Source organism: Variovorax sp. M-6, assembly GCF_052114385.1.
In the GTDB taxonomy this organism is placed as follows: Bacteria; Pseudomonadota; Gammaproteobacteria; order Burkholderiales; family Burkholderiaceae_C; genus Variovorax.
This window is the reverse complement of sequence record NZ_JBFREQ010000001.1, coordinates 266,420-285,499: the sequence shown is the minus strand read 5'-3', so window position 1 is coordinate 285,499 and position 19,080 is coordinate 266,420. Positions and strand designations below refer to the sequence as shown.

At 71.2% G+C, this 19,080-nt stretch carries 20 protein-coding genes; 12 read left to right on the top strand and 8 right to left on the bottom strand.

The window, feature by feature from the left end; translation table 11 throughout:
* The first annotated feature begins 70 nt into the window (after positions 1-70).
* Positions 71-826 (top strand): TOBE domain-containing protein, encoded by a 756-nt coding sequence (locus tag AB4Z46_RS01415; RefSeq protein ID WP_442281681.1) that lies wholly within the window; start codon positions 71-73, stop codon positions 824-826.
* Here the strand turns inward: AB4Z46_RS01415 and AB4Z46_RS01410 are convergent.
* The 3 genes from AB4Z46_RS01410 to AB4Z46_RS01400 all read right to left on the bottom strand — a co-directional run bounded on the left by AB4Z46_RS01410 (position 823) and on the right by AB4Z46_RS01400 (position 3,680).
* Positions 823-1,152 carry a thioredoxin family protein gene (locus tag AB4Z46_RS01410; RefSeq protein ID WP_442281680.1) on the bottom strand — a complete coding sequence of 110 codons (330 nt, stop codon included), beginning with the start codon at positions 1,150-1,152 and terminating at the stop codon, positions 823-825. The genes AB4Z46_RS01415 and AB4Z46_RS01410 overlap by 4 nt on opposite strands.
* A gap of 155 nt (positions 1,153-1,307) precedes the next feature.
* Entirely contained in the window at positions 1,308-2,477 is a 1,170-nt protein-coding gene (locus tag AB4Z46_RS01405; protein WP_442281679.1) for an ABC transporter substrate-binding protein, read from the bottom strand.
* Positions 2,478-2,558: 81 nt separating this feature from the next.
* Positions 2,559-3,680 carry a helix-turn-helix domain-containing protein gene (locus AB4Z46_RS01400; protein ID WP_442281678.1) on the bottom strand — a complete coding sequence of 374 codons (1,122 nt, stop codon included), beginning with the start codon at positions 3,678-3,680 and terminating at the stop codon, positions 2,559-2,561.
* A 181-nt stretch (positions 3,681-3,861) separates the two neighbouring features.
* On the opposite strand from AB4Z46_RS01400, the gene AB4Z46_RS01395 reads away from it, so the two are divergent.
* Genes AB4Z46_RS01395 through AB4Z46_RS01365 form a run of 7 tightly spaced genes read left to right on the top strand, consistent with a single transcriptional unit; the run spans position 3,862 to position 11,416 of the window.
* Positions 3,862-4,356: a (2Fe-2S)-binding protein gene (locus tag AB4Z46_RS01395; RefSeq protein ID WP_442281677.1), complete on the top strand. Its 495-nt coding sequence runs from the start codon at positions 3,862-3,864 to the stop codon at positions 4,354-4,356.
* A gap of 10 nt (positions 4,357-4,366) precedes the next feature.
* Positions 4,367-6,799, top strand: a complete 2,433-nt coding sequence (locus AB4Z46_RS01390) for a xanthine dehydrogenase family protein molybdopterin-binding subunit (protein WP_442281676.1) — start codon at positions 4,367-4,369, stop codon at positions 6,797-6,799.
* Between the two features lie 22 nt (positions 6,800-6,821).
* A complete protein-coding gene (locus AB4Z46_RS01385) occupies positions 6,822-7,613 on the top strand; it encodes an FAD binding domain-containing protein (RefSeq protein ID WP_442281675.1) in 792 nt (263 codons plus the stop codon).
* A 10-nt stretch (positions 7,614-7,623) separates the two neighbouring features.
* Positions 7,624-8,556, top strand: coding sequence for an AAA family ATPase (locus AB4Z46_RS01380; RefSeq protein WP_442281674.1), 933 nt, complete (start codon positions 7,624-7,626; stop codon positions 8,554-8,556).
* Complete coding sequence (locus AB4Z46_RS01375) at positions 8,553-9,758, top strand: vWA domain-containing protein (RefSeq protein WP_442281673.1); 1,206 nt, start codon at positions 8,553-8,555, stop codon at positions 9,756-9,758. Before AB4Z46_RS01380 ends, AB4Z46_RS01375 begins: the two co-directional genes overlap by 4 nt.
* 39 nt (positions 9,759-9,797) lie before the next feature.
* Positions 9,798-10,382 (top strand): CoxG family protein, encoded by a 585-nt coding sequence (locus AB4Z46_RS01370; RefSeq protein ID WP_442281672.1) that lies wholly within the window; start codon positions 9,798-9,800, stop codon positions 10,380-10,382.
* 29 nt (positions 10,383-10,411) lie between these two features.
* On the top strand, positions 10,412-11,416 hold the full coding sequence (locus tag AB4Z46_RS01365) for an XdhC family protein (protein ID WP_442281671.1): 1,005 nt from the start codon (positions 10,412-10,414) through the stop codon (positions 11,414-11,416).
* A 34-nt stretch (positions 11,417-11,450) separates the two neighbouring features.
* Here the strand turns inward: AB4Z46_RS01365 and AB4Z46_RS01360 are convergent, their stop codons facing one another.
* The 4 genes from AB4Z46_RS01360 to AB4Z46_RS01345 form a co-directional block, all read right to left on the bottom strand.
* Complete coding sequence (locus AB4Z46_RS01360) at positions 11,451-11,678, bottom strand: hypothetical protein (RefSeq protein WP_442281670.1); 228 nt, start codon at positions 11,676-11,678, stop codon at positions 11,451-11,453.
* A 70-nt stretch (positions 11,679-11,748) separates the two neighbouring features.
* On the bottom strand, positions 11,749-13,392 hold the full coding sequence (locus AB4Z46_RS01355; protein ID WP_442281669.1) for a sulfatase-like hydrolase/transferase: 1,644 nt from the start codon (positions 13,390-13,392) through the stop codon (positions 11,749-11,751).
* Positions 13,389-13,985: a YceI family protein gene (locus tag AB4Z46_RS01350; protein WP_442281668.1), complete on the bottom strand. Its 597-nt coding sequence runs from the start codon at positions 13,983-13,985 to the stop codon at positions 13,389-13,391. The genes AB4Z46_RS01355 and AB4Z46_RS01350 overlap by 4 nt, the downstream gene beginning before the upstream one ends.
* Positions 13,982-14,743, bottom strand: a complete 762-nt coding sequence (locus tag AB4Z46_RS01345; RefSeq protein WP_442281667.1) for a CDP-alcohol phosphatidyltransferase family protein — start codon at positions 14,741-14,743, stop codon at positions 13,982-13,984. The genes AB4Z46_RS01350 and AB4Z46_RS01345 overlap by 4 nt, the downstream gene beginning before the upstream one ends.
* Positions 14,744-14,836: 93 nt before the next feature.
* Here AB4Z46_RS01345 and AB4Z46_RS01340 point away from each other — a divergent pair, with 93 nt between their 5' ends.
* Genes AB4Z46_RS01340 through AB4Z46_RS01325 form a run of 4 tightly spaced genes read left to right on the top strand, consistent with a single transcriptional unit; the run spans position 14,837 to position 18,189 of the window.
* Complete coding sequence (locus tag AB4Z46_RS01340; protein ID WP_442281666.1) at positions 14,837-15,811, top strand: zinc-dependent alcohol dehydrogenase; 975 nt, start codon at positions 14,837-14,839, stop codon at positions 15,809-15,811.
* 19 nt (positions 15,812-15,830) lie between these two features.
* Complete coding sequence (locus AB4Z46_RS01335; protein ID WP_442281665.1) at positions 15,831-16,244, top strand: 6-pyruvoyl trahydropterin synthase family protein; 414 nt, start codon at positions 15,831-15,833, stop codon at positions 16,242-16,244.
* On the top strand, positions 16,241-17,305 hold the full coding sequence (locus tag AB4Z46_RS01330) for a glycosyltransferase family 4 protein (protein WP_442281664.1): 1,065 nt from the start codon (positions 16,241-16,243) through the stop codon (positions 17,303-17,305). The genes AB4Z46_RS01335 and AB4Z46_RS01330 overlap by 4 nt, the downstream gene beginning before the upstream one ends.
* Entirely contained in the window at positions 17,302-18,189 is an 888-nt protein-coding gene (locus AB4Z46_RS01325) for a class I SAM-dependent methyltransferase (RefSeq protein ID WP_442281663.1), read from the top strand. Before AB4Z46_RS01330 ends, AB4Z46_RS01325 begins: the two co-directional genes overlap by 4 nt.
* On the opposite strand, the gene AB4Z46_RS01320 is transcribed toward AB4Z46_RS01325, so the two are convergent.
* On the bottom strand, positions 18,186-19,079 hold the full coding sequence (locus AB4Z46_RS01320; RefSeq protein WP_442281662.1) for a RibD family protein: 894 nt from the start codon (positions 19,077-19,079) through the stop codon (positions 18,186-18,188). The two genes, AB4Z46_RS01325 and AB4Z46_RS01320, sit on opposite strands and share 4 nt — an antisense overlap.
* Between the last annotated feature and the right edge of the window lies 1 nt (position 19,080).

The following is a 19,080-nucleotide window of genomic DNA, read 5'->3' as shown; positions in this document are numbered from 1 at the left end:
GGAGGTGTGGCGTGGTTCGCTATTCATGAATGGAATAGCGTGAGTGTAGGGCAGCCGGCACAATCCGCGCATGGCATCACCCCGTTTCGGCGACGCGCTCGGCCACGGCATGAGCGACAAGCGCATCGACATCCTTCGCGGCATCGGCCGCACCGGCAGCATCTCGCAAGCGGCGCGCGAGGCCGGCGTGAGCTACAAGGCCGCCTGGCAGGCGGTCGCCACCCTGACCAATCTGGCGGGCGTTGCGCTGGTGGAGCGGGCGGTCGGCGGGGCCGGCGGCGGTGGCGCTTCGCTGACCTCGCATGGCACGCATCTGCTCGAACTCGCCGATGCGCTGGCGGCGGCACGGCGCACGGTGCAGGAGCGCGCCGGGGCGCTGGCGGGCGCCGGCAGCGCGGTGGCGCGGCTGGCGATCCGCACCAGCATGCGCAACCAGTTGCCTGCGACCGTGGCCGCGGTCGAGTCCACGGGCCGTATCGTGCGGGTCGGCTTGCGGCTGGGCAATGCCCAGACCATCGCCGCCCGCATCACGCAGGAGAGCGCCGAGTTGCTCGGGCTTGCCGAGGGGATGGCGGCGATCGCGTTGTGCAAGGCGACCGCCGTGCGCATCGAGCGCGCCGGCACCGCGAGCCGGAGCAAGGGCAACCAGCTCGGCGGCGTAGTGGCCGGCGTCGCGCGCGGCGAGGACGGCGACGAGATCTCGGTGGCGCTCGAAGGGGACCTGCAGCTGGTGGGATTCGCGGCCAGCGGCAGCGCCTTGCGCACCCGCCAGCGCGTCACCGCGATCGTCGACGAGTCGGCCGTCGTGGTGGCGCTGCCGGGCTAGGAAGCGGCGAGCTCCAGCCGGGCCAGTTCCTGCCGGATCAGCTCCGCGCTGCCGGGCCGCACCAGCCGCCCGAGCTCTTGCCCGTCGCGCATGAAGATGAACGTGGGCCACAGCTTGACCTTGAACGAGCGTCCCAGCGCGCGCCCGCTTCCGTCCTCGATCTTGAGATGCCGCAGCGAAGGCGCGTCCACCAGTGCCTCCGCCAGCAGCGGCTGCGCCGCCTTGCAGAAGCCGCACCACGCGGTGCCGAACTCGACCAACGTGGGGCCGGAGAGAGCGTCGACCTCCGCACGCGAAGGCTCGCCCGTTGCATAGCTTGAATTCATAGCTGGATTCTGCAGTAGCCGCGCCGCTGCCGCTCCGCCGGCCGGCGAAGCCCGGCCCGTTGGTGAAACACCGCGGAACCGGCTTCGCCGGGCCGCTGGTGTTGCCCCCCGAAGAGGGGGTGGGCGGGCTACACGAAGTGAGCCCAACCTGGGGGTCAGCTAATCAGTCTTCCATTGGCACTGATGACCGCCACGTCCACGAACTGGCTGCCTTCGCGGTTGCCCCGGCCGAAGTTGATCTTCACGCCGCCGAGGTCGTAGCCCTCGATGTGCTCGAGCCCCGCGATCACGCCCGCGCGCGTCGGCGACGGGCCGGCGCGGCGCAGGCCTTCGGCCAGCACGCAGGCGTCCATGTAGCCTTCCAGGCTCGGCAGCGAGAACTCCTTGGAGCCGCTGGCCAGCATGTCGGCCTGGTAGCGCCGCACGATCTCGTACTTGGTGGCGAACGGCGAGGGCACGACGATCGCGAAGCCCAGCCCGTGCGCCAGGTCGCCCATGGCGCCGAGCGCACTGGCGGTGATCGACAGGCCGTAGGCGCTGCTCTTGCCGCCTGCCTTGCGCAGCGCGCGAACGAAGGCCGGCGCGGTGCCGGCCAGGCCGATGATGACGATCTGCGGCGCGGCCGCGGCGATCTTCGCGGCGGCCGGATCGACCTCCATGCTGGTGGTGCCCGGCGTGCTGGCGATCACCGCCGGCTCGAGCTTGACCTTGGCCAGCGCGGCCTTGAAGCCCGCCAGCAGCGACTGCCCGAGCGGATCTTCCGAATAGACGATGCCGATGCGCGACTGGCCGAGCACGGCTGCGGTGGCGATCAGCCGGTCGAGTTCCTGGTCGTAGTTGGCGCGCACCCAGAAGGTGTTGGGCGAGGCCTTCTTGCGCAGCGACACGGTGCCGGTGTTCGGGCCGACGACCGCCATGCCGGGAACCGCGTCAATCACTGCGGCCGCCTGGCGGGTGCCCAGCGGGTGCAGCATCGCCAGCACCGAGCTGTCGGCGGCGAAGGCGAGCGCGTTGTCCTTGGCGATGTCGGGCTTGAACTGGTCATCGGCCAAGATCAGCTCGACCTTCGTGCCGTTGATGCCGCCGGCGCGGTTGAGTGCGTTGAAGTACGCCGACGAGCCCACGAACAGGCCGGCGCCGTTGGCCTTCTCGACGCCGCTGTTGTCGAAGGTGGCGCCGACGCGGATGCTCCTGGCCTGTGCGAAGGCCGGCCATCCCAGGGCGGCCGCGGCACCCACGCCGACGCTGCCGGCCAGGCGCGCGATGGCCTGGCGCCGGCTGGGCATCGACGGCATGGATAGAGATCGGGCCTTGGATTCGCTCATGGTCAACGTCCTGTCGAGCCGCCGGGTCGGCGATCAATTTTTAGCAGACGCTGACAATAGCAACAAAATGTAAGAAAGTCACTAGCAATGACCCCGGCCCAGCTTGCGGTAGACCGTGGCGCGGCTGATGCCGAGCGCGCGCGCCGCCTGCGCCACATTGCCGCGGGCATCGTCCACGGCCTTGCGGATCAATGCCGACTCGACGTCGCGCAGTCGCGGAAGCGGGTTTGCCGCCGTGGCGGCCGGTGCGCCCCGCTGCGGCATCCGGGGCCTGGCCTGCACCCGCAGCCCCGACCATAGCGGCACCTCGAGCACCGGGTCGCCGCGTCGCGCGGCATCGAACAGCATCTGCGGCGGCAGCGCGAACAGGTCGTTGCAATGCAGGGCCGGGCGGCTGCCCAGCGGCTGGTGCAGCATGTGGCGTGCGGCCGCATTGGCGCCGGTCACGTTGCCGTCGGCGTCGATGCACAGCAGGCCCTCGGTGTCGGCGCCCACGCTGCTGCCCGGCCAGCCGATCTGCAGCAGCAGCTCGCAGGGGTGGCCCTGCACCAGCGCGTTCTCGATGCTGCGGGCCGAGGACGCCGCCAGGTGCCGCAGCTCGGGCCGCTCGACCACCTGTACGCCGGTCAGGTCCAGCATGCCGATGCAATCGCCCTGCGGGCCGAAGAGCGGCGCGCCGGCGCAGCTGTAGATGCTGGTGTCGTCGAAGAAGTGCTCGCCGCGATGCAACCACACGGATTCGTGCTCGGCCAGCGCGGCGCCGATCGCCGTGGTGCCGACCGCGCGCTCCGACAGGTCGACGCCGATGCGGGCGATGTCGCGCGCATGCCGGGCCGCCGCATCGCTGCCGGACGGCAGGGCGCCGACGTCGACCACGATGCCGTCGGCATCGGTCAGGATCGCGAAGTAGCGCGTGTCCGCGATCGCGCGCGAAAGCCGGTCAAGCACCGGTCGCGCGGCCAGCAGCAGCGCTCGGTTGCGTTCGGCCACCTGTCGCGCGCGCGGCGCCGAGACCGGGTCGAAGCTCACGCGTTGCTGCGGCCGGTGGCCGGCCGCCAGGCAGCGCTGCCACGAACGCACGAGCCAGGGCTCGACGCGCGGGGCGAGCGGTTCGGCCGGGCGCTCGCCATCAATCCATTCGCGTCGCGCCTGGGCAATGGTGAGGGAGCGCTCGGGCAGGGGCGAGGCGGAGGGGGGTGTCATCGTGTGGAATCGGGCCCGGAGGGGCGCCTGTTCGGAGGCTCGCCGCAAGGCAAGCTGTTTCATTTTGAGAATTTCGAAGGCAACGCGCAAGCGCCTAGGGTTTTGCCTAGGATGGTGCCCCGGTCGGGCGTCCAAGATTCATGCGGCCGATTCAGCCATCACCTATACGGAGACAGCCAACATGCAGGTTCCTTTCACGGTCAACGGCCGCGAAGTCACGGTCGACGCGCCCCCGAACACCTTCCTCGTGCAAGCGATTCGCGAGCATCTCCACCTGACCGGCACCCATGTCGGCTGCGACACCGCGCAGTGCGGCGCCTGCACGGTCCACGTCAACGGCCGGGCCGTCAAGTCGTGCAACGTGCTGGTCGCGCAGGTGGCCGGCGCCACGATCACCACGATCGAGGGCATCGCCCAGGCCGACGGCACCATGCACCCGATGCAGGCGGCCTTCAAGGAATGCCACGGCCTGCAATGCGGCTTCTGCACGCCCGGCATGGTGATGAGCGCCATCGACCTGTGCACGCACCATCCCAAGTCGAGCGAGACCGAGATCCGCGAGCTGCTCGAGGGCAACCTGTGCCGCTGCACCGGCTACCAGAACATCGTCAAGGCGGTGCAGATGGGTGGCGAGGCGATGTCCGCCGCGCCGGCCAAGTCCACCGCCACGGCCTGAGGAGCACGACATGGGCGCACCCGATTTCGCAGGACTGCCGCACATCGGCGAGTCACTCAAGCGCAAGGAAGACTACCGCTTCCTGACCGGCGCCGGCCAGTACACCGACGACATCGACCTGGCCAACCAGACCCATGCCGTGTTCGTGCGCTCGCCGCACGCGCACGCCACCCTGAAGTCCGTCGACACCGCGGCCGCGCTGAAGATGCCCGGCGTGGTCGGCATCTTCACCGGCAAGGACATCGAGGGAAAGATGGGCGGGCTGCCCTGCGGCTGGCTCATCAACAATCCCGACGGCACGCCGATGAAGGAGCCGATGCACCCGATCCTCGCGATCAACAAGGTGCGCTACGTCGGCGACCACGTCGCGATGGTGGTGGCCGAGACCGTCGAACAGGCCAAGAACGCGGCCGAGGCGGTGGTGGTCGACTACGACATCCATCAGGCCCTGGTCAGCGTGGCCGATGCAGCGAAGAAGCAGAGCGGCGTGACGATCCACGACGAGGCGCCCGACAACCAGTGCTACAAGTGGGCGATCGGCGACAAGGCTGGGGTCGATGCCGCCTTCGCCAATGCGGCGCATGTCACCAAGCTCGATCTCGTCAACAACCGGCTGATCCCGAACGCGATGGAGCCTCGCGTCGCGATCGGCAGCTACAGCCGCGCGAACGAGGAGTACGTCCTCTACGTGTCGAACCAGAACCCGCACGTCGAGCGGCTGCTGATGACCGCCTTCGTGCTCGGCCTGCCCGAGCACAAGGTGCGGGTGATCGCGCCCGACGTCGGCGGCGGCTTCGGCTCGAAGATCTATCTCTACGCCGAAGACGTGTGCCTGACCTGGGCCTCGAAGCAGCTCAACCGCAGCATCAAGTGGACCGGCGAGCGTTCCGAGTGCTTCCTGTCCGATGCGCACGGCCGCGACCACGTGAGCCATGCCGAGATGGCGATGGATGCGCAGGGCAAGTTCCTGGCGCTGCGGGTGCACACCGATGCCAACCTCGGCGCCTACCTGTCGACCTTCTCGACCGCGGTGCCGACCATCCTCTACGCGACCCTGCTGGCGGGCCAGTACGCGACGCCGCAGATCTACGTCGAGGTCGACGCCTGGTTCACCAACACCGCGCCGGTCGACGCCTACCGCGGTGCCGGCCGCCCCGAGGCCACCTACCTGCTCGAGCGGCTGGTGTCGCGCTGCGCCTGGGAGATGAACCTGGGCCAGGACGAGATCCGCAAGCGCAACTTCATCACCACCTTCCCCTACCAGACCCCGGTGGCGCTGCAGTACGACACCGGCGACTTCCATGCCTGCATGAACAAGTCGCAGGCGCTGGCCGACGTGGCAGGGTTCGCCCAGCGGAGATCGGCCAGCGAGGCGCAGGGCAAGTTGCGCGGCATGGGCTACTCGAGCTACATCGAGGCCTGCGGCATCGCGCCGTCGAACATCGCGGGTGCACTCGGCGCGCGTGCCGGCCTGTTCGAATGCGGCGAGATCCGCGTCCATCCCACCGGCAGCGTGACCGTCTTCACGGGTTCGCACAGCCACGGCCAGGGCCACGAGACCACCTTCGCGCAGGTGGTGGCGGCGCGCCTGGGCATCGCGGTCGAGGCGGTCGACGTGGTGCACGGCGACACCGGCCGCGTGCCCTTCGGCATGGGCACCTACGGCTCGCGCTCGATCTCGGTCGGCGGCGCGGCGATCATGAAGGCGCTCGACAAGATCGAGGCCAAGGCCAAGAAGATCGCGGCCCACCTGATGGAGGCGAGCGACGCCGACATCGAGTTCGCCAACGGCGAGTTCACGGTCAAGGGCACCGACAAGAAGATCCCCTTCGGCCAGGTGGCGCTGACGGCCTACGTGCCGCACAACTACCCGCTCGACAAGCTGGAGCCCGGCCTCAACGAGACCGCCTTCTACGACCCGACCAATTTCACCTTCCCGGGCGGCACCTACATCTGCGAGGTCGAGATCGACAAGCAGACCGGCGAGGTGCGGGTCGATCGCTTCACCGCGGTCGACGACTTCGGCACCATCATCAACCCGATGATCGTCGAGGGCCAGGTGCACGGCGGACTGGTGCAGGGCATCGGCCAGGCACTGATGGAGAACTGCGTCTACGACGAGAGCGGCCAGCTGCTCACCGGCAGCTTCATGGACTACGCGATGCCGCGCGCCGCCGACTTCCCGCAGTTCAAGCTCGACACCGTGTGCACGCCGTGCACCCACAACCCGCTGGGCACCAAGGGGTGCGGCGAGGCCGGGGCCATCGGCTCGCCGCCGGCGGTGATCAACGCGGTGCTCGACGCGCTGGCACCGCTGGGCGTCAAGGACTTCGACATGCCGGCCTCGCCGCACCGCGTCTGGGAGGCCATGCAGAAGGGCCGCCCCGTCGCGAATGCGCAGCCCTCGTCGGCCGCCAGCACCCAAGGCCGGCCCGCTCCCTGAACACCCGGAAGGAAATCACACCATGTATGCCTTCACCCTCGAACGTCCCACCAGCCTGGCCGATGCGGTCAAGCTCGCCGAAGCCGGCGCCAAGCCGCTGGCCGGCGGCCAGACCCTGCTGGCCTCGATGAAACTGCGGCTTTCCGCTCCGGAGCAGCTGGCCGACCTCAGCGGCATCAAGGAGCTCACCGGCATCAGCAAGGCCGGCGATGCCTTCCTGATCGGCGCCATGTCGCGGCACCTGGATGTCGCCAACCACGCCGAGATCAAGGCCGCCTATCCGGCGCTCGCGGACCTGGCGTCGGGCATCGGCGACCGGCAGGTGCGCGCCATGGGCACGCTGGGCGGCTCGGTCGCCAACAACGACCCGGCGGCCTGCTATCCCAGCGCGGTGCTGGCCTCCGGCGCCACGGTCATCACCAGCAAGCGCGAGATCGCGGCCGACGATTTCTTCCAGGGACTCTTCACCACGGCGCTCGAAGACGGCGAGCTGATCAAGGCGATCCGCTTCCCGATCCCGCAGCGGGCCGCCTATGTGAAGCTGCGCCAGAAGGCGTCGAACTTCCCGCTGGTCGGCGTGTTCCTCGCGCAGTACCCGAGCGGGGTGCGCGTGGCGGTCACCGGCGCGGGCAACGGCGTGTTCCGCCACAAGGGACTCGAGGATGCGCTGAACAAGGCCTTCACGCCCGAGTCGGCGGCCGGCGTCAAGATCGACGCCAGCGATCTCAACAGCGACCTGCATGCCTCGGCCGACTATCGGGCCAACCTGATCTCGGTGCTGACGCAGCGCGCCGTGACGAAGGCGCTCGGATAAGCTCATCGAGATGATCGACACCACGCCTGCCACGACCTCATCACCGTTCCCCTCCATCGATGCGGTCGTGCAGGCGCTGCAGGGCGTCGGTTACTACGCCGATCGGCGGCTCGCGACCGCGGTGTTCCTGGCGCTCAAGCTGCAGCGGCCGCTGCTGCTCGAGGGCGAGCCCGGGGTCGGCAAGACCGAGCTGGCCAAGGCCCTGTCGGCCGCGCTCGGGCGCGAGTTGCTGCGCCTGCAGTGCTACGACGGCCTGGAGCAGCGCGAAGCCCTCTACGAGTGGAACTACGCGGCGCAGCTGCTGCACATGCGCGCCGCCGAGGCGCATGGCGCATCGAGCGACATCGAGTCCGAGGTCTACCAGCCGCGCTACCTGATCCGCCGTCCGCTGCTGCAGGCGCTGCAGGCGCCGGCCCCCGGTGCGGTGCTGCTGATCGACGAGGTCGATCGCGCCGACGAGCCCTTCGAGGCCTTCCTGCTCGAATACCTCGGCGAGTACCAGGTCAGCATCCCCGAGCTGGGGACGGTGCGGGCGCTGGTGTCGCCGGTCACGCTGCTCACGAGCAACCGCACGCGCGAGCTCAATGACGCGGTCAAGCGGCGCTGCCTCTATCACTGGCTCGACTATCCGGAGCGGGAGCGTGAGCTCGCCATCGTGCGCGCCCAGGTGCCGCAGGCCGGGGCGGTGCTTTCGGAGCAGGTCGCCGCCTTCGTCGGCCGGCTGCGCACGGCGCCCTTCGCGAGCGCCTTCCAGCGCGCGCCGGGCATCGCCGAAAGCGTCGAATGGGCCAAGGCCCTGATCGCGCTCGACACGGTCGAGCTCGACCCCGAGGTGGTGGTCGACACCGCCGGCATCCTGTTCAAGCAGCGCGACGACGTCGCCGCGCTGACGCGCGAGCTGGCCTCCGACCTGCTCAAGCCCGAGGAGGAGGCCACCTCTTGACCGAGCGCGTGCAGCAGCTCGGCGATGCGCGCCGCGGCAAGCTGGCCGGCAATCTGGCGGGCTTCGGCCGCGCGCTGCGGCGTGCCGGCGTGCGCACCGACGCGATGCGCATCGGGCTGGCGGCCGAGGCCGCGATGCTGGTCGGCGTCGACAGCCGTGGCGATTTCGCCGCCGCGATGGAGGCCGTGATGATCAGCCGCGAGGAAGACCGGGAGGTGTTCCGCGAGCTCTTCGATGCCTGGTTCCGCGATCCCGAGCTGGCCAACAAGCTGCTGGCGCAGATGCTGCCCAGCGCCGAGGGCAAGGCCGAGCCCTCGAAGCGCCGGCCGCGGGTGCGCGAGGCGCTGGCGGCGCCGCGCGACGCGGTCAAGCCGGCCCAGACCGAACGCGAGATCGACTTCGACGCCGCGATGACGGCCAGCGACCGGCAGCGGGTCCACCATGCCGATTTCAACGCGCTGGGCGCCGCCGAGTACCGGCTGGTCGAGCGCCTGGCGCGCGACATCTCGCTGCCGGTGCCGACGCTGCCGTCGCGGCGGCTGCGGCCCGCGGGCGACGGCGGCGTGCACTCGCGCATGCATTGGCCCGGGGTGCTGCACGAGGCCGCGCGCACCGGCGGAGAGATGCTGCGGCTGCCGCGGCTGTCGCGTCGCCGGCAGCCGCTGCCGCTGCTGGTGCTGGTCGATGTCTCGGGCTCGATGGAGCGCTATGCCCGGCTGCTGCTGGCCTTCCTGCATGCGGCGACGCGGCGCTCGGGCCGGCGCGACGTGTTCGCCTTCGGCACCCAGCTGACCGATCTGACGCCGGCCTTCCGCATCGCCGACACCGACGCGATGCTGGCCGCGGCCAGCGCAGCCATCGACGATTTCGCCGGTGGCACCCGGTTCGGCGACTCGCTGGCCGAGCTGCGGCATCGCCATGCGCGCCGGCTGACCGGGCGCCGCACGCTGGTGCTGGTGATCAGCGACGGGCTGGACACCGGCGAGCCCGAGGCGCTCGAGCGCGAACTGCTGTGGCTCAAGCGCCATTCGCGCCGGCTGCTGTGGCTCAATCCGCTGCTGCGCTACGAGGGCTATGCGCCCCTGGCGCGCGGCGCGGCGGTACTGCACCGCCATGCGGATGCGATGCTGGCGGTTCACAATCTCAATGCCCTCGAACAATTGGCCGCGAGCCTGGCGACGCTGATGCGCGCCGGCCGCTAGCGCCGTCACTCTCCCACGACATCCAAGAAGGAACCCATCATGGAAATGCTCGGCAACCGCCGCCTCGGCGTCACGCAGCAACAGGCCTGGGAGGCGCTCAACGATCCCGAGACGCTGAAGAAATGCATCCCGGGCTGCGACAAGTTCGAACTCACCGGCGACAACGAGTACTCGGTCGGGCTGGCGCTCAAGATCGGCCCCGTGTCGGCCAAGTTCAGCGGCAAGGTCACGCTGGCCGACATCGAGGCACCCGACAGCTACAAGCTGTCCTTCGAAGGACAGGGCGGCGTCGCCGGCTTCGCCAAGGGAGCCTCGAGCGTGTCGCTGAAGCCGGTGGCCGACGGCAGTGCCGGCTGCGAGCTCGACTACACGGTGCAGGCGCAGGTCGGCGGCAAGATCGCGCAGATGGGCCAGCGCCTGATCGACGGCGCCGCCAAGTCGACCGCGGACGACTTCTTCAAGCGCTTCGATGCCGAGATGCAGAGCCGCTACGGCCCGCCGCCCGAGGAGGCGGTGGACGAAGCGGCGGCCCCGGCCGAAAAGACCGGCGCCATGGCGGGCTTCATGCAAAAGCTCGGCATCGGCAAGAAGGCCGCGCCCGAGCCGGACAAGGACGCCGGCTGAACAGCGAGCGGCAAGCAGGAACAAGCGATATGGAAAACCTCGACGTCATGGTGCTGCGCACCCTGCGCGACTGGCGGCTCGCCGGCCGCCGCGCGCTGCTCTCGACCGTGGTGCGCACCTGGGGTTCGTCACCGCGTCCGATCGGCTCGATCATGGCGCTGGCCGAGGATGGCGCGGTGGTCGGTTCGGTCTCGGGCGGCTGCATCGAGGACGACCTGATCGCACGCTACAGCCGGGCGCACGGCGACGGCGTGATGCCCACCGGCGCCCCGGCGCTGGTCAAGTACGGCATCACGGCCGACGAGGCGCACCGCTTCGGGCTGCCGTGCGGCGGCACGCTCGAACTGCTGCTCGAGTACGACCCCGACGCCGCGTCGCTGCAGGCGCTGGTGGCGGCGCTCGAGCAGGGGCGCCTGATGCAGCGCACGGTCAGGCTGGCCGACGGCAAGGTCGCGCTGGCCGAGGCGGCAACGCCGGCCGCGCTGTCGGTCGACGACACCGCGCTGGTCAACACCTTCGGCCCCGAGTACCGCATGCTGCTGATCGGCGCCGGCCAGCTGGCCGAGTACCTGGCGACGATGGCGAAGTTCAGCGGCTTCGCGGTCACGCTGTGCGATCCGCGGGTCGAATACCACACGGCCTGGTCGCTGCCGGGCGTGGCCATCACCACCGAGATGCCCGACGACGCGGTGGTCGCCTTCAAGCCCGATCGCCGGACCTGCGTGGTGGCGCTCACGCACGACCCCAAGCTCGACGACCTGGCGCTGCTCGAGGCGCTGCAGAGCGAGGCCTTCTATGTCGGCGCGATCGGCTCGAGGCGCAATGCCGAGGCACGGCGCGAACGCATGATCGAACACTTCGAGCAGACCGAGCAATCGCTGGCCCGGCTGCGCGGCCCGATCGGCATCTACATCGGCAGCAAGACGCCGCCCGAGATCGCGGTCAGCGTGATGGCGGAGATCCTGGCCGTGAAGAACGCGGTGGCCCTGCCGCGCGAAGCCGCGGTCGCGGTGGCCAAGGCCGCTGCCGCCTGAGCGCGTCGACGCGGGGCCGGCCCGTGGGGCGGGCTCAGCGTTTGCGCGGACCGAGGAGTTCGGCGAGAAAGGTCGTGTTGCGACGCATCGCCCGCTGCATCTTCCGCGATTCGCGGGCCTCGGTCCTGGCCATCGAGAACGCGAAGGCACCGGCGATGAGCGCGAAGCAGACGGCCGTCGCGACCAGGAGGCCGATCGGTCCGGCCAGATGGTAGGCGAGGGCGACGACTGCGATGTTGAGCAGGAGGATGAGGGCGCGCATGGACCAAAAGGCTATCAGAGAAGGATCGCGCGGCGCGTGAAATAGTGCCGAATCCGGCCCTTGGGTCACGCTATTCCGCCGCGCCGGGGACTCCGCCCGCCGGCCCCTCGAAGGCGGCGAGCAGCAAGGGCGTGAGGCCGTGCATGTCCATCGCCCCGGCCCGCATCGGCAGCAGGCCCGGCGTGAAGCCGGCGGCCTCCAGTCGCTTCAGCAGCGAGGCGTCGTTGCTGATGACGTGGACCGGCACCTCCCACGAGGCATTGCGCCCGCTCACGCTCGCCATGGGCTGGTGGTCGCCGATCACGATGGTGAGCATGTTGGGTGGCGCGCGGCCGTCGAGGTAGTCGCCCAGCCAGCGGAAGGTGTAGGCCAGCGATTCGAGGTAGGCGGGCACCGGTTCCAGCCAGGAGACCGGCGCGGCCAGGGCGTCGGCGACCTCGGCCGGCGTGTAGGCATCGGCGCGCAGCAGCCGGGGCCAGTCGCTCACGTAGGGCGCGAGCGGCCGGAACGGAGCGTGGCTGGCCAGCGTCGGGAAGACGACCAGCCGCGGTGCACGGCGCCCGGGCGGCAGCGCCAGCTCCTGGGCGTGCAGGAGCGCCATCGACGCCTGGTCCGGCACCTGCCAGTGGCCGACGGCCGCTCCGCGGTAGCCGATGCTGCGGGCATCGGCGTAGCGGTCGAAACCATAGAAGCTGCCTTCGGGCCAGGGCCGCTGCAGGCCGGGCATCCAGCTCACCGTGCGATAGCCATGCCGCTTGAACTGGCGCACCAGCGTCGGGCGGTCGGTGGTCAGCAGCAGTTCGTAGTCGCCCGGATCCCGGGTGTCGACGCCGCTCAGCAGCGCCGAGTGGGCGAGCCACGACGCGCCGCCGAAGGTCGGAGAACGCACCCGCGCCGATACCGCCTGGCGCCCGCCGGCCTGCAGCGACCGGGCCAGCTCTGCACGGTGCGGCGCCAGCCATGCCGCCTGCCGCGGATCGTCGAGCGTGCTGGCGCCGTAGGACTCGGCGAAGATCAGCAGCACGTCGGCGCCGCCGAGGCCCGCCAGCGCGCTGTCGAAGGCGGGGCTGGCCGACAGCCGCGAAGCCGCGTGCCCGGGCGACCACAGGCCTGCGAGCAGTTCCGCCTGGCGCGCGACGATCGGCGCCACCGGCATCGAGAAGAACCAGCGCGTGTCGCGGCCGCCGATGCCCTGCAGCGCGAAGGCCGCGAGCAGGGCGGCAGCGGTCAGGCCGATCGCGGGCTGCGGCCGTCGCCAGGCCAGTTCGCGCGCGAGCATCGACCAGCAGCGATGCACGATGGCGTACACCGCTGCCAGGGCGATCGCCAGCGCGGCGGCGCCGAGCGCGATCTGCCATCCGGCTGCCTTGCCCATCCGCAGCACCTCGAACACATGCCGCCCGTCCCAGTACAGGTGGATCTGGCGACCGAAGACCGCCGACGCCGTGACCTCGGCGTAGCGCGTCGCGACCCAGAACACGGTGAGGATCGACAGCGCGCGCAGCAGCCCGATGCCGGCGAATCCGCGCAGCCGGATCAGCAGCGTCAGCGCGGCCACGGCCATGCAGAGCTCGAAAGACAGGCGCAGGCCCGGCAGCGCCCACCAGGTCGGCCAGAGGTTCTCCAGCGTCAGCAATGCATTGAGCAGCGCGAAGGGCAGGCCGAAGCGCAGCAGCCAGCCTCCCCACCCGGGCCACGGCTGCGCGGCCCTCACTTGCGCTGCGCCTCGAACTCGATGATCAGCGGCACCTCGTCGCCGACCCATCCGTTGCTGACGCCGTAGTTCATGCCGTGGCTGCTGCGCTTGAAGCTGCCGCGCGCCGAGACACCCATGGTGTAGACCTTGTCGATCGGCGAGGGCCCGCTCTTGTTCCAGGTGGCCGTGAGGGTCAGCGGCTGCGGCCGGCCCAGCAGCTCGAGCTGGCCGGGGATCTCGAAGGTGCGTTCGCCGGTGCGCCGGGCGCTGTCGGCCGTGAACACCATGCGCGGGAACTGCGCCGTGTTGAGGAATTCCGCGCTCTTCAGGTGCTGGTCGCGCTTGGCGTAGTTGCTGAACACGCTCTGGGTATCGACCTCGATGCGCAGCTTGCCCAGCGCGCCGGTGGCCTCGTCGAACTCGTAGCTGCCGCGCGCGGCGCGGAACATCCCGAGCACCTTCGCATAGCCCAGGTGGTCAACCAGGAAGGCCACCGTGATGTGGTTCGGGTCGAGCTCGTAGTGCGCCAGCTCGGCCCGCGCGGGGGCGGCGGATCCGATCAGGCAGAGCAGGGCGAAGGCGCTCGCGGCGCGGAACCGGGAGAAGGTCATGGCGCAGGCTCCGGCTTCGAAGGGCGGGCGCCCGGGCGATGGCGCTGGCGGGCCAGCCACGCCAGATCGGCCGCGAAGGACGCGCTCAGCGCCGCCAGGCTGGCGGCGGCGATGGCGCGGCTCCATGGCGGCGCGACGATCGGCCCGAGGCAGACGATCAGGCTGGTGATCTGCGCCACGCACACCGCCTTGCGCCGCTGGCTCGGCGGCAGCGGGCGTGCCAGCCAGGGCAGCGCCCGGGCCGCCAGCACGAAGGCGTAGCGCATCAGTCCCGCGGCCAGGATCCAGGCGCCGGCCTTGTCGAAGTGAATCACCAGCAGGGACAGGACCAGCACCAGCAGTGCGTCGGTCTCCATGTCGAAGCGGGCCCCGAAGTCGCTCGCCAGGCCCTGGGCGCGCGCCAGCGGTCCGTCGAGCGCATCCCACAGCGCCGCGGTGGTGGCGACGGCGATCGCACCCCAGGCCAGGCTGGTGGGGTCGGTGAGCGGTTCGCCGATACCGGCGGCGAGCAGCGCGACCAGCGCCAGCCGTGCCAGCGTCACGCGATTGGCGGCGCCGAAGCGTGGATGCGGCGCATGGGCCGGCAGGGCCCGCAGGACCAGGGCGAAGCCGAGGCCGAACACGGCCAGCGCGCGGACGCCGAACCAGGGGCCGAGCCCCGCCGCGAGGTTCACGCCGGCGGCCAGCACAAGGAGCAGCGTCAGGCAGGGCAGCGCCTCGCGCCAGGCATCGCGGCGCAGCACAGTCTGCGAGGGCATCGCCTTAAGATCGCATTCCATGGTTTGACACTGGGATCGCTCGCGACCTGCGGGCGCTGAAAAACGAGCATGCCAGCATATTCGCCTCCTGTCTTGTCCGCCGAATCCCGCGCCTGCTGGATCGAGGCGCCGGGACGGGCGTCGATCCGCGTCGAGCCGGGGCGCGCGCCCGGCGCCGGCGAGGTGCTGGTCCGGGCGCTGCACAGCGGCATCAGCCGGGGCACCGAGCTGCTGGTGTTTCGCGGCGAGGTGCCGGCCAGCGAGTTCCATCGCATGCGGGCGCCTTTCCAGGAAGGCGCCTTTCCGGCGCCGGTCAAGTACGGCTATCAGAGCGTCGGCATCGTCGAGCAGGGCCCCGATGCGATGCGCGGCCGCGCCGTCTTCTGTCTTCACCCGCACCAGACCCGCTACGTGGTGCCGGCCGAGGCGGTGCATCCGCTGCCCGAAGGCCTGCCGCCCGCGCGCGCCGTGCTGGCCGCCAACATGGAGACCGCGGTCAATGCCCTCTGGGATGCGGCGCCGCGGGTGGGCGATCGCATCGCGGTGGTGGGCGGCGGCGTCGTCGGCTTGCTGGTCGCGTGGCTGGCAGGTCGCTTGCCCGGCTGCGAGGTCGAGCTGGTCGATGTCCAGGCCTCCCGGCGGGCGGTGGCCGATCGGCTCGGCGTGGCCTTTGCGAAGCCGCAGGACGCCCGCCCTGGCGCCGATCTCGTGCTGCATGCCAGCGGCCAGCCACAGGGCCTGGTGACGGCGCTGCGGCTGGCGGCCTTCGAGGCCACGGTGGTCGACCTCAGCTGGTATGGGCAGCGCGAGGTGCCGCTGCCGCTGGGCGAAGCCTTCCATTCGCAGCGCCTCGTGCTCAAGAGTTCGCAGGTCGGCCAGGTCGCGGCGGCCCAGCGCGGCCGCTGGTCGCACCAGCGCCGGCTCGCACTGGCCTTGTCGCTGCTGCGCGATCCGGTGCTCGACCTGCTGGTCACGGACAGCGCGCCCTTCGACCGGCTGCCGGAGGTGCTGGCCCACCTCGCCGCCGGTGCGCCGGACACGCTGTGCCAGCGCATCGACTACCCCTGAACCGCAGAGGAATCCCCGCATGTACAGCATCAACGTCCGCGACCATTTCATGATCGCCCACAGCTTTCGCGGCGAGGCCTTCGGGCCGGCCCAGCGCCTGCATGGCGCCACCTACGTGGTCGATCTCGAACTGCGCCGCGCCGAGCTCGATGCCGACGGCATGGTGGTCGACATCGCGCGCGCGACCGAGGCGCTGCACAGCGTGCTGGGCGAGTTCAACCTGCGCAACCTCGACGACGATCCCGCCTTCGCGGGCCGGAACACGACCACCGAGTTCATGGCGCGCGTGATCTTCGATCGCATCGCCGCATGCATCGAGGCCGGCGATCTCGGGCCCCATGCGCACGGGCTCTCGGGCCTGCGCGTGCGGCTCAACGAATCGCACGTGGCCTGGGCCGCCTACGAGGGCGCATTGCCGGCGCGCGCGGATTGACCGCGCGCTGCAGCTTCCTGGTGCCGGGCGATCTCGGCACCCGAACCGGCGGCTATGCCTACGACCGGCGCATCGTCGACGGCCTGCGCGCGGCGCGCTGGCAGGTCGAGGTGCAGTCGCTGGGTCCCGGCTATCCGGCCCCCGATGCGGCGGCACGGGCCATGGCGCGTGGCGTGGTCGAGGGCCTCGCCGACGACACGCTGGTGGTGGTCGACGGTCTGGCCTTCGGCGTCATGGCCGAGCTGGCGGCCGCGCACGCGCAGCGGCTGCGGTGGATGGCGCTGGTGCATCACCCGTTGTCGCTGGAGACCGGACTCGCACCCGGACGGCAGCGCGAACTGTTCGACAGCGAACGGCGCGCGCTGGCCTCGGCGCGCGGCGTGATCGTCACCAGCCGCGCCACCGCGCGGGCGTTGGCCGCCTTCGAGGTCGATGCGGCACGGATCGCCGTGGTCGAGCCCGGCACCGACCCCGCCGCGCTGGCGCAGGGGTCGGGCCCGGGCGAGCTGGCGCTCTTGTGCGTCGCCACAGTGACGCCGCGCAAGGGCCACGCGCTGCTGGTCGAGGCGCTGGCCGCGCTGCGGGATCGCCCGTGGACGCTGCATTGCGCCGGCAGCCTCACGATGGACCCGGCCTGCGCGGCGGCACTGGCCGGTGCCATCGACGCGCATGGGTTGAAGGGCCGGGTGCTGCTCCATGGCGAGCGCGACGAGGCCGGATTGCGCGCGCTCTACGCGGCGGCCGATGTCTTCGTGCTGCCCTCCTTTCACGAAGGCTACGGCATGGCGCTGGCCGAGGCGCTGGCGCACGGGCTGCCGGTGATCAGCACGCTGGCGGGCGCCATTCCGGACACGGTGCCGGCGGCGGCGGGCCTGCTGGTCCCGCCGGGCGAGGTCGATGCGTTGCGGGCCGCCTTGCAGCGCGTGCTGGAAGACGCCGACCTGCGCGCGAGGCTCTCCGAAGGCGCGCGCGAAGCCCGGCGCCGCCTGCCGACCTGGGCGGACAGTGCGGCGCGATTCGCCGCCGCACTCACGGCCGCCGGGCGCGCGGCATCCGCATGACCGGCTTCAGCGCCGACTGGCTCGCGCTGCGCGAGCCCTTCGATCGGTCGGCGCGCGCCGCATCCGCCGCCGCCTTCGATCTGCCGGCGCTGGCACTGCGCCTGCGCCGCGGCGACCCGGTCCTCGGCGTGCTCGACCTGGCCTGCGGCACCGGCGCCAATCTGCGCGCGCTGGCGCCCCGCCTGGGCGGCGTGCAGCGCTGGCTGCTGGTCGATCACGACCCGCTGCTGCTGGCCGCGCTCCCCGGTGCGCTCGCGGCCTGGGCCGAGGCCGAGGGCTTCCTGTTTCGCCGTGAAGCCGAGGGTCTCGGCATCGAGGGGCCGGGCTGGCGCGCCGAGGTGCAGCCGTTGCGGATCGACCTTGTGCAGGACCTGGCGGCCTTGCCGCTGGCCCAGGTCGGACTGGTCACGGCGTCGGCGCTGCTGGACCTGGTGTCGGCGGACTGGCTCGACGACTTGCTGGCCCGTGCCTGCCATGCGGGGCAGGCGCTGCTGTTCGCACTGACGGTCGATGGGCGCTTGGACTGGACGCCGCGTGTGACGGGCGACGATCGGCTGGCCCGGCTCTTCGCGGCGCACCAGCGGCGCGACAAGGGATTCGGCGCCGCGCTCGGCGGCGCGGCGGTGGACCTGGCCGCCGATCGACTGCGCGCGCTGGGCTGCGAATTGAAGCTGGCGCCCAGCGACTGGGTCATCGACGGCCGCGAGGGTGCGCAGGCGCAAGCCATGCTCGCCGCGATGTTGGCTGGCATCGCTGCCGCGGTTCGCGCGCAGGATCCGGGTGCCGCCGCACTGGCCACCGATTGGGAAGCCCGGCGCCTGCGCCTGCTCGCACGCACCCGTCTTCGCGTCGGGCACCGCGAGCTGCTCGCGACGCTGCGTTAGGCGCGCTGGCCGGGCATCGCCGCACGCAGGTCCAGGTCCCACAGCACGTCGGCGCCCATGCGAAACACGCGGCCCGGCGGTCGCAGGCAGTCGCGCATCGCGGTGCTGCGCGGCAGTTGCAGGCCGGGTCGGCCGGCGCCGATGATCACCGGTGCGATGCTCAGGTGCAGCCGGTCCAGGCAGCCCTGCTCGATGAAGCGCGACACCGTGACACCGCCGCCCTCGACGAACAGCACGCCGAGCCCGCGCCGCAGCAGGGCCGCCTGCAGCGCACGCAGGTCGGCGCTGCCATCGGCCCGGGTCAGGCCGGGCACGCCCAGCACCTGGTCGGCGCCCACCCGTTGCGCCGCTTCGGCCGCGCGGCCGGCATCGCAGGCGAGCAGGGTGGGGGCCTGGCGGTCGCAGAAGACGCGCAAGATCGCCGGCAGCCGCAGGGCCGGATCGAGCAGGACGCGCACCGGATGCGGGCCGGGCACGCGCCGCGTGGTCAGTTGCGGGTTGTCGATGGCCGCGGTCGCGGCGCCCACGACGACCGCGTCGCACAAGGCGCGCAGGCGATGCAGGTGCACCAGCATCTCGGGTCCGTTGACGTAGTTCGAGTCGCCGCCGTGCGTGGCGACACAGCCGTCGAGGCTCTGGCCGAGTTGGCCGATGGCCCAGGGCGTCCCGGCGGGCGGGCGATCGAGCACGGGCTTGAGCAGGTCGAACAGTTCGAGGGCTTCGTCGTCCCACAGCCCCTGCAGCGCAAAGCCCCGCGCCGCGCTCCAGGCGACCGGGGATGGAGCGTCCGGCGGTGCCGTGCGGCCGCTGCGCCGCTGCGCCGCGATCTCCAGGCACAGGGGCCACAGGGCATCGATGCCGGGGAGGGTGGAAGGAGATGTCCTCATCATG

Coding starts and splice junctions, on each gene's coding strand:
- AB4Z46_RS01390 (WP_442281676.1), top strand. CDS start 4,367: ATGGGCGCACCCGATTTCGCAGGACTGCCGCACATCGGCGAGTCACTC.
- AB4Z46_RS01360 (WP_442281670.1), bottom strand. CDS start 11,678: ATGCGCGCCCTCATCCTCCTGCTCAACATCGCAGTCGTCGCCCTCGCC.
- AB4Z46_RS01385 (WP_442281675.1), top strand. CDS start 6,822: ATGTATGCCTTCACCCTCGAACGTCCCACCAGCCTGGCCGATGCGGTC.
- AB4Z46_RS01405 (WP_442281679.1), bottom strand. CDS start 2,477: ATGAGCGAATCCAAGGCCCGATCTCTATCCATGCCGTCGATGCCCAGC.
- AB4Z46_RS01395 (WP_442281677.1), top strand. CDS start 3,862: ATGCAGGTTCCTTTCACGGTCAACGGCCGCGAAGTCACGGTCGACGCG.
- AB4Z46_RS01365 (WP_442281671.1), top strand. CDS start 10,412: ATGGAAAACCTCGACGTCATGGTGCTGCGCACCCTGCGCGACTGGCGG.
- AB4Z46_RS01370 (WP_442281672.1), top strand. CDS start 9,798: ATGGAAATGCTCGGCAACCGCCGCCTCGGCGTCACGCAGCAACAGGCC.
- AB4Z46_RS01350 (WP_442281668.1), bottom strand. CDS start 13,985: ATGACCTTCTCCCGGTTCCGCGCCGCGAGCGCCTTCGCCCTGCTCTGC.
- AB4Z46_RS01415 (WP_442281681.1), top strand. CDS start 71: ATGGCATCACCCCGTTTCGGCGACGCGCTCGGCCACGGCATGAGCGAC.
- AB4Z46_RS01335 (WP_442281665.1), top strand. CDS start 15,831: ATGTACAGCATCAACGTCCGCGACCATTTCATGATCGCCCACAGCTTT.
- AB4Z46_RS01345 (WP_442281667.1), bottom strand. CDS start 14,743: ATGCCCTCGCAGACTGTGCTGCGCCGCGATGCCTGGCGCGAGGCGCTG.
- AB4Z46_RS01400 (WP_442281678.1), bottom strand. CDS start 3,680: ATGACACCCCCCTCCGCCTCGCCCCTGCCCGAGCGCTCCCTCACCATT.
- AB4Z46_RS01325 (WP_442281663.1), top strand. CDS start 17,302: ATGACCGGCTTCAGCGCCGACTGGCTCGCGCTGCGCGAGCCCTTCGAT.
- AB4Z46_RS01320 (WP_442281662.1), bottom strand. CDS start 19,079: ATGATGAGGACATCTCCTTCCACCCTCCCCGGCATCGATGCCCTGTGG.
- AB4Z46_RS01410 (WP_442281680.1), bottom strand. CDS start 1,152: ATGAATTCAAGCTATGCAACGGGCGAGCCTTCGCGTGCGGAGGTCGAC.
- AB4Z46_RS01380 (WP_442281674.1), top strand. CDS start 7,624: ATGATCGACACCACGCCTGCCACGACCTCATCACCGTTCCCCTCCATC.